General features: G+C 60.3%; 13 protein-coding genes. 6 read left to right on the forward strand and 7 right to left on the reverse strand.

Annotated elements, in window-relative coordinates; translation table 11 throughout:
* Nucleotides 1–52: 52 nt before the first annotated feature.
* Nucleotides 53–1,354 carry a UDP-N-acetylmuramoyl-tripeptide--D-alanyl-D-alanine ligase gene (locus tag AM218_RS16155; RefSeq protein WP_054415124.1) on the reverse strand — a complete coding sequence of 434 codons (1,302 nt, stop codon included), beginning with the start codon at nucleotides 1,352–1,354 and terminating at the stop codon, nucleotides 53–55.
* 59 nt (nucleotides 1,355–1,413) lie between these two features.
* On the opposite strand from AM218_RS16155, the gene AM218_RS16160 reads away from it, so the two are divergent.
* A complete protein-coding gene (locus AM218_RS16160) occupies nucleotides 1,414–3,684 on the forward strand; it encodes a T9SS type A sorting domain-containing protein (RefSeq protein WP_082318285.1) in 2,271 nt (756 codons plus the stop codon).
* Here the strand turns inward: AM218_RS16160 and AM218_RS16165 are convergent.
* Both AM218_RS16165 and AM218_RS16170 read right to left on the reverse strand, forming a co-directional pair.
* Nucleotides 3,681–4,478 carry an amidohydrolase gene (locus AM218_RS16165; RefSeq protein WP_054415129.1) on the reverse strand — a complete coding sequence of 266 codons (798 nt, stop codon included), beginning with the start codon at nucleotides 4,476–4,478 and terminating at the stop codon, nucleotides 3,681–3,683. The two genes, AM218_RS16160 and AM218_RS16165, sit on opposite strands and share 4 nt — an antisense overlap.
* A gap of 121 nt (nucleotides 4,479–4,599) precedes the next feature.
* Nucleotides 4,600–5,757, reverse strand: coding sequence for a methionine aminotransferase (locus AM218_RS16170; protein ID WP_054415918.1), 1,158 nt, complete (start codon nucleotides 5,755–5,757; stop codon nucleotides 4,600–4,602).
* A 165-nt stretch (nucleotides 5,758–5,922) separates the two neighbouring features.
* Here AM218_RS16170 and AM218_RS16175 point away from each other — a divergent pair, with 165 nt between their 5' ends.
* Together AM218_RS16175 and AM218_RS16180 are read left to right on the forward strand one after the other, a co-directional pair.
* Entirely contained in the window at nucleotides 5,923–6,318 is a 396-nt protein-coding gene (locus tag AM218_RS16175) for a hypothetical protein (RefSeq protein WP_054415131.1), read from the forward strand.
* Nucleotides 6,319–6,352: 34 nt separating this feature from the next.
* Nucleotides 6,353–9,265 carry a hypothetical protein gene (locus AM218_RS16180; protein WP_231717513.1) on the forward strand — a complete coding sequence of 971 codons (2,913 nt, stop codon included), beginning with the start codon at nucleotides 6,353–6,355 and terminating at the stop codon, nucleotides 9,263–9,265.
* Nucleotides 9,266–9,277: 12 nt separating this feature from the next.
* Here the strand turns inward: AM218_RS16180 and AM218_RS16185 are convergent, their stop codons facing one another.
* The gene (locus AM218_RS16185; protein ID WP_157547700.1) at nucleotides 9,278–9,751 is read right to left on the reverse strand and encodes an META domain-containing protein; all 474 of its coding nucleotides are present in this window, start codon (nucleotides 9,749–9,751) and stop codon (nucleotides 9,278–9,280) included.
* A 236-nt stretch (nucleotides 9,752–9,987) separates the two neighbouring features.
* Here AM218_RS16185 and AM218_RS16190 point away from each other — a divergent pair, with 236 nt between their 5' ends.
* Nucleotides 9,988–10,233, forward strand: a complete 246-nt coding sequence (locus tag AM218_RS16190; protein ID WP_157547701.1) for a hypothetical protein — start codon at nucleotides 9,988–9,990, stop codon at nucleotides 10,231–10,233.
* 88 nt (nucleotides 10,234–10,321) lie between these two features.
* Here AM218_RS16190 and msrA read toward each other — a convergent pair whose 3' ends face one another.
* Nucleotides 10,322–10,987, reverse strand: coding sequence for a peptide-methionine (S)-S-oxide reductase MsrA (gene msrA / locus AM218_RS16195; protein ID WP_410471219.1), 666 nt, complete (start codon nucleotides 10,985–10,987; stop codon nucleotides 10,322–10,324).
* Between the two features lie 190 nt (nucleotides 10,988–11,177).
* Here msrA and AM218_RS16200 point away from each other — a divergent pair, with 190 nt between their 5' ends.
* On the forward strand, nucleotides 11,178–11,576 hold the full coding sequence (locus AM218_RS16200; protein ID WP_054415137.1) for a hypothetical protein: 399 nt from the start codon (nucleotides 11,178–11,180) through the stop codon (nucleotides 11,574–11,576).
* 82 nt (nucleotides 11,577–11,658) lie between these two features.
* Here AM218_RS16200 and AM218_RS16205 read toward each other — a convergent pair whose 3' ends face one another.
* Entirely contained in the window at nucleotides 11,659–12,705 is a 1,047-nt protein-coding gene (locus tag AM218_RS16205) for a ferredoxin--NADP reductase (protein WP_054415138.1), read from the reverse strand.
* Nucleotides 12,706–12,937: 232 nt separating this feature from the next.
* Between AM218_RS16205 and AM218_RS16210 the strand changes: the two genes are divergently transcribed.
* A complete protein-coding gene (locus AM218_RS16210) occupies nucleotides 12,938–14,059 on the forward strand; it encodes a YitT family protein (protein ID WP_231717514.1) in 1,122 nt (373 codons plus the stop codon).
* Between the two features lie 11 nt (nucleotides 14,060–14,070).
* On the opposite strand, the gene AM218_RS16215 is transcribed toward AM218_RS16210, so the two are convergent.
* Complete coding sequence (locus AM218_RS16215) at nucleotides 14,071–14,466, reverse strand: YdeI/OmpD-associated family protein (RefSeq protein WP_054415140.1); 396 nt, start codon at nucleotides 14,464–14,466, stop codon at nucleotides 14,071–14,073.
* Nucleotides 14,467–14,479: the final 13 nt, after the last annotated feature.

Genomic DNA, 14,479 nt, shown 5'->3' on the forward strand with positions numbered 1-14,479 from the left:
ATGACAGATGCGGTATTGATGATCGATAGGTTTGTTTCTTTATAAACAGCCCTTACAGCAACTCCACCAACGTCTCCAGGCCCATGCCGCGGGAGCCTTTAATAAGGATGAGCTGATTGCGCAGCGGCTGGGCCTGCAGCCAGGCGGCGGCCTCAGGTTTGGTTGAGAAGTAGTGCGCAGTCATGTGGGTTGCGGCAGCCAGGCGCATTTCCTCACCAATTAGCAGAACCGTATCGAAGGTCAAATCGGTTAGCAGGTGCCCCAATACGGTGTGCTCCCGCTGGCTTTCAGTGCCCAACTCGAACATGTCCCCCAAAATCACTACTCGCTGCTGACCGGCCAGAGTGGGGCGGGTGGCAAAGCTGGCCAGTGCGGCGGCCATGCTGCTGGGGTTGGCATTGTAGGCATCCAACAACACTTCATTGTACTGGGTGCGTACCAGCTGGGAGCGGTTATTGGTGGGTGCGTAGCTGGCCAGGGCCTGCGCAATATCCGCCGTGGGCACCCCAAAGTGCGCGCCCACGGCGGCGGCGGCGGCCAGGTTTAGGAAATTATACCCGCCATTAATCTGTGCTTCTACCACGGTGCCCTCATACAGGCGCAGCACCACGTTGGGGGTGGCGCTCAGCAACTCGGCCGGATACGTGTCGGCCGGGTTGGGATAGGTGATGCGGGTGGGCACTACTTGCGCCAGGTTTGCTACCTGCGCATCGGCGGTGTTAACGAAGGCCGTACCGGCGTGGGCTGCCAGGTAGCGCCACATCTCGCTCTTGCCTTTGGCCACGCCTTCCACGCCGCCAAAACCTTCTAAGTGGGCTTTGCCGATGTTAGTAATGAGCCCGTGGGTGGGTTCCGCCAGCTGGCAGAGCAGGTCAATTTCGCCCTGATGGTTGGCCCCCATTTCCACAATGGCAAACTCGTGCGTATTGGCCTCAATGCTGAGCAGGGTAAGTGGCACCCCAATGTGGTTGTTGAGGTTGCCGCGGGTGTACTGCACCCGGTAGCGCCGGCTCAGCACCGCGTTCAGCAGCTCCTTGGTGGTGGTTTTGCCGTTGGAACCCGTTACGGCCAGTACCGGAATAGAAAGCTGCCGCCGGTGGTGCCGGGCCAGCTCCTGCAAAGCCAGAAGCGGGTCGGGAGCGTAGGTATAGCGCGGGTCGGAGGCGGCCAGAGCTTCGTCGTCTACCACGGCGTAGCGGGCGCCTTTGGCCAGCGCCTGCGGGGCAAAATCCCGACCCCGGAAGCTGGGGCCGTTCAGGGCAAAAAACAGCGTGTTATCTTGCTCGTGCCGCGTGTCGGTACTGACCGACTGACATTCGAGAAAGCGGGAATAAAGAGCAGTGGGCTCACTCATGCGGCAGAAAAAAAACTTGAGTCGGGAGAAACAAATAAAGACATAAAAACCGCAGACTAATGCTACGATGGATCCTGACAACCGGCGGCCTCTGCTGGTTATTACTAACAACAGCCTGGGCGCAGCAGCCGGGGCCGCTGGGATTTGAGTACCAGCCGGTGGCAAAAGTAGTGCACGGCACCGATACCATGCACCTGGCCTGGGCGGGCGGCCTCAACAGCCCGCAGTTTTCCAATATCGATTTCAACCAGGATGGGCAAAACGACCTGTTCATCTTTGACCGGATCAGCCGCCGCGTATTCACCTACCTAAACGTGGCCGTGCACGGCAGCCAGCGCCAGTGGCAATATGCCCCGGAGTTTGAAGCCATCTTCCCCCAGGATATCAACAGCTGGGCGCTGTTGCGCGACTACGACTGCGACAACCGCCCCGATTTGTTTGCGCACGGCGGTGGCGGCGACGTCCGGGTGTATCATAATGAGCTGGATGCCAATGGTCAGCTCAAATTTCAGTTGGTCAGCAACCAGCTCCGCTACTATAATACCAGCATCAACAACGGAAATATATTCGCCAGCTCCTATGATTTGCCGGCCATTGAAGATGTGGACGGCGACGGGAAATTAGACCTGCTGCTGCTGGACTTTGCCACCAGCAACTATTTCACCTGGTATCGCAACGTGAGCCCGGCTTGTGGCGGACTGGATTTTAAAATTGAAACCAGTTTTTGGGGCGCAATCAGAGCCTGCGCGAACAACTGTGCCGGATTTGTTTTTGGTTCCGGGGTTAGTTGTCCGCCTGCCCGCCCGCTGCACACCAGCGGCTATACCTTACTCATGCTGGATCTGGATGATGATGGCGACCAGGACCTTATTACCGGGCACGATGAGTGCCACGAACTGGCCAGCCTAACCAATGCAGGCACTCCCAGCGCCGCCCGCATGACGGCCGCCGGCCTGAACAAAGCATTCCCCGCCGGTAATACCCCCGCCAATGAGTTGATTTTTCCGGCGGCATTTTCAGCTGATGTAACCTTTGATGGTCGCCCTGATCTGTTGGTTTCCCCCGCTCTGTTTAGCAACGCGCACCAGGAAAGCCTGCGGCAATCGGTGTGGCTGTATGAGAACACCGCGGCCACTGGCGCTCCGGCTTTCACCTTCCGCCAGCCCGATTTTCTGCAGCAGCAAATGCTGGAAGTAAGCGAAGCCGCGGCTCCTGCTCTTACGGATATGGACGCCGACGGCCTGCCGGACCTGCTCATCGGCAACGGTGGCGACGAAGTAGACGGACGCTACCGCGCCTCCCTGGCCTACTACCACAACCAGGGCACCGCCACCAACCCCTTATTCCGGCGCGCTGCCACTGATTACCTGAACCTGTCCGGCCAGCAATTCACCAACCTAAAACCTGTTTTTGCTGATCTGAATCAGGACGGGGCGCTGGATCTGGCTTTTGCCGCTACCACTGCTGGGGGCAGCACCAGCCTGTACTATATTCTGAATACTGCGGCGGCCGGTCAACCCCTGGCGTTGGCGGCCAGCAACCTGCAGCAGGCGGGCGGCTTGGCCAACCTGCCGGGCTTGGCCCCAACCTTCATTGATATAGATGCCGATGGCTACCTAGATTTGCTCATCGGTACCAATGCGGCCAGCGCATCCGGAGGCTCGCTACGCTACTACCGGCAGCAGCCGGGCAGTACGGGTGTGCTGCAGTTTACCTTGCAAAACGAGGATTTTGGCCAGATCCGAACGGCCGCCAGCACCCGCCCCATTAACCTGTTTCCGCTGGTGCTTGACCTGGATGGGGATGCGGCGCCCGACTTATTGACCGTGGATAATACCGGCGTAGTACAGTTCTTCAGTAACGTGCGCAGCCTTTCCGGCGCCTTCACGCCTAAAACCGACCTATTCTATCAGCCCCTGAGCAAGCAGTTTGCCGTCAGTCGTTTTGGTACGGCGTCGCAGCTGCGCCTGGCACTGGCGGCCGCCGATGTGAACGGGGATGCCGTGCCGGAGCTATTGGTGGGCCAGGAAAATGGCGGGGTGCAGAGCTTCCGAATCCGGCAGCGGCCGGCCACCGGCACGGCCACGCGCCCTGTTCAGGAGCCGCAATGGCTACAAGTCTTCCCTAACCCGGCCGTGGGTGCCGTGCAGATTATATTGCCCGGGCAAGGGCAGATCATGGTGCTGGATGTAACGGGGCGCACGGTGCGCACCGTCCGCAGCACTAGCGGCCAACCTTTGCAAATTTCTGGGCTGGCCGCCGGCGTATATGTGGTGCGGGCAACGCTGGCCGACGGGCGCCAGGCTGTGCGCCGCCTGCTGGTGCGCTAAACAGCGGCGGGCGTTGGCAGCAGGCTGAAAGCGTCGGCGTCGTGCAGGGCCGGGAAGCGCTGGCGGAAGGCTTCCAGCTCGGCGCGGCGCAGGGTGCGGGTAATGCAGGTTTCCTGATTACCTACTTCCACCAGGTATTCCCCTTTCATATCCAGCAGGGCCGAGTCACCATTGTAGGTCTGGCCGTGGTGGTCGATGCCCACGCAGTTCACCCCAATGGTATAGGCCAGGTTTTCGATGGCGCGGGCGCGCAGCAGGGTGCTCCAGGCGGTGCGGCGCACGGCCGGCCAGTTGGCTACGTACAGCAGCAAATCATAGGGTTGCTCGGGAGTATTGCGGCTCCAGACCGGGAAGCGCAGGTCATAACAGATCAGCGGCCGGATGCGCCAGCCTTTCAGCTCCTCCAGCAATGGCTCCGTGCCGGCCACAAACACGCTTTGCTCCTGCGCCAGGCTAAACAAATGGCGCTTATTGTAGTGGCTCATGGTGCCATCGGGGCGCACCCAGAGTAGCCGGTTGTAGAAGTAGTCTCCTTCCCGCAGCATCAGGCTGCCGGTCACTACGGCCTGCCGCTCGGCCGCCATATGCTGCATCCAGGCTACGGTGGGGCCGTCCAGCGTTTCGGCATAGGCCGCCGCCTCCATGCTGAAACCCGTGCTGAACATTTCCGGCAGCACAATGAGGTCGGTAGGGATAGGAATTTCGTTGATCAGACGGCTCAGCTCTGCTCTATTCCCCTCAGGGTTATGCCATTGCAAAGCCGGTTGTACGCAGGAAACAGTGAGGTCAGACACGTAAGCAGAGACGGAGGTGGGAAACTGAGGAATAGTACGAACTAAGAACTATATCGGCTGCCGGAATAATTCTACGGCCGGGTCTTTTGCGGATTATTCCTGTAAATGGCGTTGGGGCAGGCTATAGCTGCCGCAGCCGCTCGGCGGCGGCATGCAGGGTTTCATCCCGCTTGGCAAAGCAGAACCGGATCAGACCTTCATCCAGGGCATTATGATAGAAGGCCGAAATGGGCACTACGGCCACGCCGGCTTCGGTGGTGAGGCGGCGGGCAAAGGAAACATCATCCTCGGAAGAAATGCGGTGGTAGCGGGCCAGCTGGAAGTAGGAGCCGGCCGTGGGCAGCAGCTCAAAGCGGGAATCCTGCAGCAGACTGGCAAACAGGTCACGCTTGTGCTGGTAGAACGCCGGCAGGGCGTGGTAGTGGGTAGCATCGGCCAGCACCTCGGCAATGGCATGCTGGGTGGGCGTGCTCACGCTGAAGGTCAGAAACTGATGCACACGCCGCACCTCGGCCGTGAGCTGGGGCGGGGCAATGCAGTAGCCCACTTTCCAACCCGTGGCATGGTAGGTTTTGCCGAAGGAAGATAACACAAAGCTGCGCTCGGCCAGGGCCGGGTGCTGCAGGGCGCTGCGGTGCGGCTGCCCGTCAAACACCATGTGCTCATAAACTTCGTCGCTCAGCACCAGCGTGTCGGTGCCGGCCAACAGGGCGGCCAGCTGGTCCCAGTCGGCAGCATCCATTACGGCGCCGGTGGGGTTGTGCGGCGTGTTCAGCATGATGAGGCGAGTGCGCGGCGTGAGGGCCGCGGCTACCAGGTCCCAGTCGGGCCGGAAGTCGGGCTGGCGCAGGGGCACGTACACGGGCCGGCCACCCTGTAGCCGGATGGCGGGGCCATAGAGGTCGTAGGCCGGTTCCAGCACCAGCACTTCGTCGCCGGGGTGCACCACGGCCGCCAGCACGGCGTACAGGGCCTCGGTGGCGCCGCTGGTCACGGTAATTTCAGTGTTGGGGTCGGGGGGCGTTACGCCATATATCTGCGCCGTTTTTTGGCTGATGAGCTCCCGCAGCCGGGGCAGGCCGGGCATGGGCGCGTACTGCTGATGGCCAGGCAGGCCGGCGTAATGGGCCAGCGCCTCGGTCAGGTTTGTGGGTGGGTCAAAATCCGGAAACCCCTGGGCCAGATTAATGGCGCCATGCTCGGCGGCCAGCTGCGACATCACAGAGAAAATGCTGGTGCCCACATCGGGAAGCTTCGACACAAAAGCAGGAGTAGCCATAAAATAGGGGAAGGAGGGAGGCGCCAAATATACAGGGCGAAGACCCAATAAGACAGGTGCGGCGCCCGGGAACCAACAAATGCTATCGGGCTGCTGTTTTTGGGCAACCCAGGCCCCATACCCTTTTGCTGCGCGGCCCGTTTAACCCGGGCATCCTCATCCCTTATGGCCACTCAAGAACTGCTCTCCCAGCCCCATCTGCTCATTTCCTACGACTACGAAAATGAGTGGCTGTATGCCGACTGGATAGGGGACCAGGATCTGCAGTCGGTGCAGGAAGGCTGCGAGCAGCTCCTGGAGTTTCTGAAAGCGGAGCGCTGCCAGAAAGTGCTGAACGACAACTCCCGCGTAACCAGCATGTGGTCGGATGCGGCGGAGTGGGGCGGCAAGGTTTGGTTTCCGGCCATGGCCGAAGGAGGCCTGAAATATTTTGCCTGGGTATATTCGCCCAACCACTACAGCCGCTTGTCTACGGACCTGATGCTGGGCTATACCACCAGCCCCATCGTCGCTACTTTTGATGATATTGGAACGGCCAGTGCGTGGCTGCGGCAGATGTAACCCGGCTTTACCTCTTTATTCTTCTTCTGGTTCTATGCGTTTGTTGTTCTGGGGTGTGGTGTTGGGGTTGTGCACGGCGCTGCCGTCCCGGGTGGTAGCGCAGCAGTTTCCGGTTCTCGACCAAAACCCGCCTTCCCTACGCTGGCAGGAGCTGCGCAGCCCGCATTTCCGGCTGCTCTACCCCGCCGGCAGCGAGCAGCCCACCCAGCGCACCCTCCGGCGGCTGGAGCAGGTGTATGAGCCGGTGAGCAGCTCCCTGGGCGTGCGGCCCCGCCCGCTTACGCTGGTGCTGCAAACGCAAACCACCGTCAGCAACGGTTTTGTCACCATCCTGCCCCGGCACTCCGAGTTTTTTACCACGCCCGCTCAGGACCCCTTTCTGTCCGGCACGCTTGATTGGCTGGACCAGCTGGCGGTGCACGAGTTTCGGCACGTGGTGCAGTTTGAGAAGCCACACCAGGGCCTTTCCGAAGTAGCCTACCGGCTGTTTGGCTACGGCGGCCTGGGCGCTACCACCTTGGGCGTGCCCGATTGGTTTGCTGAAGGCGACGCCGTAGGCACGGAAACCATTCTCACGCGCAGTGGCCGGGGCCGTATTCCTAATTTCGATGTAGAGCTGCGCGCCAACCTGCTGGCCGGGCGGCGCTACTCCTACCCCAAAGCCGTGGCCGGCTCCTTCCGCGACAATGTGCCCAATCACTACGTGCTGGGCTATTTCCTGACCACCTACGCCAAGCGCCGCTACGGCCCCGATGTGTGGAGCAACGTGCTCAACCGGTACTACCAGTTTCCGGCGTATCCGTTTTCGTTTTCCAACAGCCTGCGGCGCACCACCGGCCTGCGTACGGAAGACCTATATGCCCGCACCATGGCCGAGCTGGACTCCACCTGGCGCCGCCAGCAGCAGGACCTGCGCCCCACCCCCGCCACCGACCTTTCTGTGCAACCGGAGCGCAAAGTATTCACTCAATATCAATACCCCCAATACCTCACCGACAGCACCCTGCTGGCCCTGAAAAGCGGCTTGGGCGATATTTCCCAGCTGGTGCTGCTCAGCCGGCGGGGCACGGAGCGCAGGGTGCACGTGCCCGGCCTGCTGAATAACCCGGAAATGCTTTCCGTGGGCGGCGGGAAAGTATGCTGGCCCGAGTTTCGGTACCACGTGCGCTGGGGCCAACAGGTGTTTTCTGAGCTGCGCATTCTGGACGTGGCCACCGGCAAACTCACCCGCCTGGCACCCGGCACCCGCTACACCGCCGCGGCCCTTTCCCCGGATGGCACGCGCCTGCTGGCTGTTACTACCAATACCGCTTACCAGACGCAGCTGCTGGTGCTGGATGCCAACACCGGTCAGATTCTACGGACCCTGGATAACCCGGAGCGCAACTTCTATCAGCAGCCGCGCTGGCTGGCTGATGGCCGCACGGCCGTGGCCGTGGCGCTGAAGCCCCACGGCAAAACCCTGGAGCTGCTGAACACGGAAACCGGCCAGCGCCGGGAACTGTTGCCGGTAGCCGGCCTCAATGTGAGCCACCCGCAGCCCTGGCAGGGCTATGTGCTGTATAACTCGCCGCAGTCCGGCATCGACAATATCTATGCGGTGCACTTGGCCACCGGGCGCACCTTTCAGGTTACTTCCCGGCCGCTGGGCGCCTACCATGCCGCCGTTGCGCCCGATGGCCGCCACCTGGCTTTTCATGAGTTTGAAGCCACCGGCAGCCGCATCCGGGAAATGCCGCTGGATACCACCCAGTGGCAGCCCGTAGCCACCGCCGCGCACGACCCCGCCGCCTACGCCGAGCCCCTGACGCAGACGGACGCCGGCGCCCGCACAGTAGGCGCCATCCTCCCGCTCGATTCAGTAGGGGCTGGTGAGAAGACCATAGCCGGCAGCCGCCCGTACCGCCCGCTGGCGCATGCTTTCAATATTTATGGCTGGGGCCTGGTGCAGTCGCCGGCCGGCAGTGGGCTGAGCGTGGGCGTTCGGTCCCAGGATATGTTGAATACTCTGCAGGCTGTAGCCGGCCTGGGCTTCAACCAGACGGAGCGCACCGGTAATGCGTTTGCCACCCTAAGCTACCAGGGCCTGTTTCCGGTACTGGATGCCACCGTAGAGCGCGGCCAGCGCCGGGAATCCCTGTACATTGATGCGGAGGGGCCTCTCGATAGCCTGCGTATGGACCGTTGGAATTATACCAGCTTCACGGTAGGGGGGCGTTTGCCGCTACAGCTCACCCGCTCACGGTTTTTACAGGGCTTGACGGTGGGCTCCTACTATGTAGGACAGCAGGTGAGCGGCTACCAGCTGCCAGTGCGCCGCTACACGGAGGTAGACAATACCGGGCTGCATGCCGTGGCCAGCTCGGTTTCCTACTACCGCCTGCTGCGCCAGAGCAAGCGGGATGTGGCCCCGCGCTGGGGGCAAACACTGCTGACTACCTGGCGCACCACGCCCTTTAGCACCGGCCTGCGCGCCGCCCAGGTAGCGGCCCAAGGCAGCGCCTATTTCCCAGGTGTGGGCAAGCATCATTCGCTGCGCCTGCGGGCGGGGTATCAGTGGCAAAAAATGAACGACTACCGGTTTAGCGCGGCCGTATTCTTCCCCCGGGGCCAGGACTACCGCAGCTTTGCCAACCTGGCCACCGCCAGCCTGGAATACCGTCTGCCCCTGGCCGATACTGACTGGAGCTTAGGCCGCTGGCTATACATCCAGCGCATTAAGGCGGCGGCATTTTACGATGTGGCCGAGGGCCGTACGCAAATAAAGGGCCTGGACGGTACCTCCCGTACCAGCCAGGCCAGCTACCGCACGGTGGGGGCAGATATTTCCTTCGTGTTTAATCCGCTGCGGCTGCGCACGCCTTTGGAAGTCGGGGTGCGCACCATCTACAATGCGCAAACCGGGGAATGGCTGATACAGCCGCTGGTATTGGATATCGGTTTTTAAACTTCCTGCCGGCTACATAGCAGGCGGCAGAGGCGAGGCCGCTGAAGCCGTGAGGGAGCTGGCCGGAGCGGGCATGGTTTCAAATACCAGCCGGGGCTGTGGGTGGCTGTCATCAAACAGATACAGACAGCCATTATGGGTGCGGTAGCGGGTCGCCTGCTGTAGCAGATTCACGTAGTCCAGCTCCAGCCGCACGGCTTCATCGTTGCAGTGCAGCATGGCCGCAATAACGTGGGTAAGCGCCCGCACCCGCAGCTCCAGAGAAGGCCGGAAACTACCTTCACTATCCAGCTGGCCCGGTAAGGCACCCTTCCAGGCGGTGGCTGATTGAAAGCCCGGGCTGGAAATGTGTAGTCGCACCGGCTTCCCATCTATGGTTTGCAATACCCAGGGTTGGGTAGGAACAGGCTCCATGACCTGTGCCCACCAGCTGCCGACAAGCAGCAGCGACAGGATGCCGGCTATGCTCCAAATATTACGCATCACAAGTAATTTTAATAATAGCAGATAGTAGGCTGTCCCTCTATGATACGCACTAAGAAAAAGAGGTTGCATCCGGCCCCTTAAGTCATTCGCAGATTCTGGTTGTGGGCAGTAATAAGATCTTTTACGAAGGCTAATGAAGGCAGATAAACCTCCGGGTATCAATGACGTACTAAAAATCGTATTATTGCCTCGGGTCATAATTATATACTACACCAATATCAACTTGCTCTATGAACATGCCACCTACCCTATTACTTTCTGGTCCGCGCCGTGATGGCCCGCATATGCGCACGGAAATCACGGACCGGTTTCGCCATTTTCATGCGCATTATCTCGCGGAGAAGGGCAAAAAGGCCATGCTGCAGGCCTACTGCCATGCCCTGAGCCAATGGGTGCAAAACCCTAATACGGACGTGTATCACATCGAAATGCTCTTCGACGAAATCAGCCTAGCCGTACAGACTGACGAGTTGAGTGACTAATTTCACTTCCCGCACACCCGTGGCCTCACGCACGAAAAAGCCCCATCCGATGACCGAATGGGGCTTTGAGGTGTACTGTAAGCTGGTTTTACTTCTTGAGCAGCTGCGGGAACTCCCGGGCAAACTGCTGGTAGTGGGGCAAGGAAACGTGCTGAATGTAGGGGTTCTCCGGGTGCTTCACCAGGTACTCCTGGTGGTACTGCTCGGCGGGGTAGAAGGCCTTAAAGGGTACTACCTGCGTTACCACGGGGCGGCCATAGCGCTTAGAGGCATTCACGCGCTGTATCTCGGCCAGAAGCTGCTCTTTTTCCTGCGGCGTGCGGTAGAAGGCTACCGAACGATATTCCGGGCCCACATCCGGGTCCTGGCGGTTGAGCGTGGTAGGGTCATGCTGCGCGAAGAATACCTTGGTTAAGGTTTCATAGCTGATGATTTTGGGGTCATAGTACACCTGTACAGCCTCGGCATGGCCGGTGCTGCCGTGGCCCACCTGCTGGTAGGTAGGGTTGGCGGTGGTGCCGCCGGCGTACCCGGAAATAGCGGCCCGCACGCCCCGCAGGTTTTCAAACACGTGCTCGGCCCGCCAGAAACAGCCGCTGGCAAAAGTGGCAACCGCCTCGCCGGGCAGTGGCTTGGGCAACGTGGCAAAACGTTCCCCATCCTGCTCGGCCGCCGCAGTAGCTACCGCGCCCGGCCGGGCATCACAGCTGGCAATGCTCAGCATTGTCAGCACCAGAAAAAACATAGTCTTCATACGCATGCCTAACATACGAAGTAGTCCCCCGGTTCGGACTTACTTCTTAGATCCATGTAAAGTAGATTGCAAGGCAAAAAACCATGGAGGCTTCTGAAGCTTTTCCGAAATACCATACGTACCAACAAAATACAGCCTGAAGCCACATGAAGGCATCCTCTCATCACTAGCCTGGGATAAGGCCCACCCCATGACGACGAATGTTCTGTACGCTGCCTCCTTTATTTCCATCACCTATGATGCGAAGAAGGGCTGGCTATATGCGCAATGGAAAGGTGAGCTAAACCAGGAGCGGGTAGAAACCGGCTGCCGTCAACTCACCGAAATCCTGCAGGCTGAGGGCTGCACAAAGATTTTAAACGATAATACCCTGATTACGGCGCCCTGGCCCGAAGGCCTGATGTGGGGCCGGCAGGTGTGGCTGCCGGAAATAGCGGCGGCCGGGCTGCGCTATATAGCCTGGGTATACTCGCCCCATATCTACAGCCGGCTAATCTTCGATCTTGTCCAGCCCCACGAGGCCAACATGCCCGTAGTGGCGGCGTTTGATGATGTGGCCACCGCTTATGAGTGGCTAACCCGTCAATAAACCATTTGAGAGGTCCTTTTTCGAAGACATTGAAGCCGCCAAAGACTGGCTGCGCAGCCTGCCCAATTAAGCGGCCGCGCGGCTACATTTCCAGTCGCACCTCGGTACTGCCAATGGGGTAGCCGGTGCAGGTAAGCACCAGCCCACGGGCGGTTTCCCGGTCGGTCAGCACTTCATTTACTGCCATCCATACCTGCCCGGCCGTGCAGTGTGCGGCGCACTGGCCGCATTGGCCCGCCTCGCAACTGTAGGGCAGCAGCAGCCCCTGCTGGCGCGCGGCCTGCAGAATGGTGTGCGGGTACTGCACCAGCAGATGGTGCTCCTGCCCCCGAAACCGCAGCAAAACCCGGTGTGCGTCGGTATCCGGCGGTACGGAGTGGGGCACGGTAGCAGCATCGGGGTTAAACTGCTCCCGCCGGATGTGGCTGAGCGGCAGGCCTGTTTCGTGGAGGCCGTAAGTGGCCATGCGCATAAAGTTGAGCGGGCCGCACAGGTAAGCCAGCGTGTCCTCGGGCGGGGCCGTGGTGTAGCGCCGCACCAGCTCTTCCAGCAGTTCTTTGTACAGCCGCGCCCGGGCCAGGTCAGGGTTGTTGCTATAAAGCATTTCCAGGTGCAGGCGCTCCGGAAACAGCCGGGCCAGCGCCAGCAGGGGCTCCCGAAAAATGGTGCTTTCGGGGGTGCGGTTACTGTACAGCAGCAGCACGCGCAGGTGCGGGTGGGCGTGCAGCACCGTTTTCAGCAGCGCAAAAATGGGCGTGATGCCACTGCCTGCCGCTACCAGCACCAGCTGCTGAAAATCCTCAATGTCCGGGGGCAGCGTGAAAAAGCCGGCCGCGCCTATGGTGGACAGCGTGTCGCCGGGCTGGGCGTGGTCAATGAGCCGGCGCGATATCAGCCCGTTTTCAACCCGCTTTACCGTAATGCTGAGGGGCTCGTGCAGCACCGGGGCCGAGCTGATGGAGTAGGAGCGGCGCACTTCCCGCCCGTATACCTGGTGCACCAGCGTGAGATATTGCCCGGCCTGGTAGGGCAGCACCGTGCCGGCCGGCACCTCCAGCACAAAAGTTTTTACATCCGCAGTTTCCTGCCGGATGGCCCAGATAGTGAGCAGCTGATCAGCAGAAGTCATTTGGCCGCCAAAATACGCAGGATGCCCCATACCGGGCCGTGGGGCCGGCCGCCGCGGCGGCAAACTCATCCGGTAGAATACCTACTCTGAGTATTGATGTCGGCTGCTGACGAATGTATCTTGGTAGCGTTCCTGACACCGTGCGCGCGCTATGCGGTGTGTTTACGTAAGGGCCGGCCCCTGGGCCGGTGCATGTGCTGTCGATGCTTACCGCACGTTTTCTCTCTGAGTCATGCTAGTTCAATCCTACCCTCCGGCCGTGGCTACCCGTAGCCTCGACGGAGCCCCCATCACAACCAAAGAGCCTCCGCCCCTGGTTTCTGAGCCAGCGTTATTAGAGTTGTTGCGCGATAATGGGCAGATGCAGCCCCTGCCTCAGGCCCAGACCCTGGAAATGCCGCCCGTACCCGCCCCACTACCGGTGGCAGAACCCGCGCAGGCTCCCAGGCTGCGTCATAAGCCAATTAAGGCCATCCGGTTTTACCTGCTCTCCAAGCGCTGGCTGCTGCGTCTGCTGCTGCAATCCGCCATCATTCTGGGTGGGGTGTTTTCAGCAGCTTTGGGTTTGAAAGGCTTTTTGCTGCCCAATGGCTTCATTGATGGCGGCGTAACCGGTATTTCCCTGCTGGTTAGTCAGCTGACCGGTATTTCTCTTTCCTTACTGATTGTTGTTATTAACATTCCTTTTATTGTGCTGGGCTACTTTCAGATAGGCCGCGAATTCGCCCTGAAAAGCCTGGGTGCTATTTTTGCACTAGCTCTGGTACTGTTATTCGTAACGTTCCCCACGCTCACCCACGATAAGCTGCTGATTGCAGTATTCGGCGGGTTTTTCCTGGGCGGGGGCATTGGCCTGGCCGTACGCGGCGGGGCCGTGCTGGACGGTACCGAAATTCTAGCCGTGTATATCAGCAGGCGCCTGCCGCTCACTATGGGCGACATCATCCTGATCATTAATATATTTATCTTCGGTATTGCAGCCTGGCTGCTTTCCATTGAAACCGCCCTGTTCTCCATCCTGGCCTATCTGGCCGCTGCCCGCACCGTCGATTTTATTGTAGTGGGCATTGAGGAGTATACCGGGGTTACAATTATCTCGCCCCACAGCGAAGCCATCCGGGAAATGATAACCGACAAAATGCACCGCGGTGCTACCATTTACACCTGTAACCGGGGCTATGGTACCCATGGCGCGCACCTGCGCAGCGTCGATGTCATCTTTACCGTGATAACGCGCCTGGAGGTGACGCAGCTGAGCAATGAGATTAACAAGATTGACACGGAAGCCTTTGTGGTGATGCAAAAAGTGCGCGATGCCCGCGGGGGGCTGATGAAGCGACGCCCCTTGCGGTAAGGCCCTCCTTCCTATTTGCGGAAGGGGTGCCGCCCCGCCGCCAGGCGCTCGGCCAGCTCTACGGCCCGCCGGGCCCGGGTTTCGGGTAGCTTGGCGGTGCCTACGTGTTGGGCCATGGCCCGCCGCATACTTCCGCGGTGCTGCTGAAATTCCGCCTCCGCCTCCGGCCATGCGGCCAATGCCTCGGCTAGTTCGTCGGGCAGGTCTACGTGGTCGGGGGTGGGGTCGGGATTTAGCGTGAGGGTTACGGACTGGCCCAGCTGCACACCAGCGGCCTGGCAGAGGACTTTGTTGATCATCAGAAACCGCTCCCCCGTCTTCATGGGCAGCAAGCCCAGGCGCACGGGGTGCCCGTTGAGGGTGCCCGCCACGCGGCGCGTTGTTTTTCCGCCCAGTGCCTCTACCACCGGCAGGGCACCA

The organism is Hymenobacter sp. DG25A, assembly GCF_001280305.1.
GTDB lineage: Bacteria > Bacteroidota > Bacteroidia > Cytophagales > Hymenobacteraceae > Hymenobacter.

Coding starts and splice junctions, on each gene's coding strand:
- AM218_RS16155 (WP_054415124.1), bottom strand. CDS start 1,354: ATGAGTGAGCCCACTGCTCTTTATTCCCGCTTTCTCGAATGTCAGTCG.
- AM218_RS16160 (WP_082318285.1), top strand. CDS start 1,414: ATGCTACGATGGATCCTGACAACCGGCGGCCTCTGCTGGTTATTACTA.
- AM218_RS16170 (WP_054415918.1), bottom strand. CDS start 5,757: ATGGCTACTCCTGCTTTTGTGTCGAAGCTTCCCGATGTGGGCACCAGC.
- AM218_RS16175 (WP_054415131.1), top strand. CDS start 5,923: ATGGCCACTCAAGAACTGCTCTCCCAGCCCCATCTGCTCATTTCCTAC.
- AM218_RS16180 (WP_231717513.1), top strand. CDS start 6,353: ATGCGTTTGTTGTTCTGGGGTGTGGTGTTGGGGTTGTGCACGGCGCTG.
- AM218_RS16190 (WP_157547701.1), top strand. CDS start 9,988: ATGCCACCTACCCTATTACTTTCTGGTCCGCGCCGTGATGGCCCGCAT.
- msrA (WP_410471219.1), bottom strand. CDS start 10,987: ATGAAGACTATGTTTTTTCTGGTGCTGACAATGCTGAGCATTGCCAGC.
- AM218_RS16200 (WP_054415137.1), top strand. CDS start 11,178: ATGACGACGAATGTTCTGTACGCTGCCTCCTTTATTTCCATCACCTAT.
- AM218_RS16205 (WP_054415138.1), bottom strand. CDS start 12,705: ATGACTTCTGCTGATCAGCTGCTCACTATCTGGGCCATCCGGCAGGAA.
- AM218_RS16210 (WP_231717514.1), top strand. CDS start 12,938: ATGCTAGTTCAATCCTACCCTCCGGCCGTGGCTACCCGTAGCCTCGAC.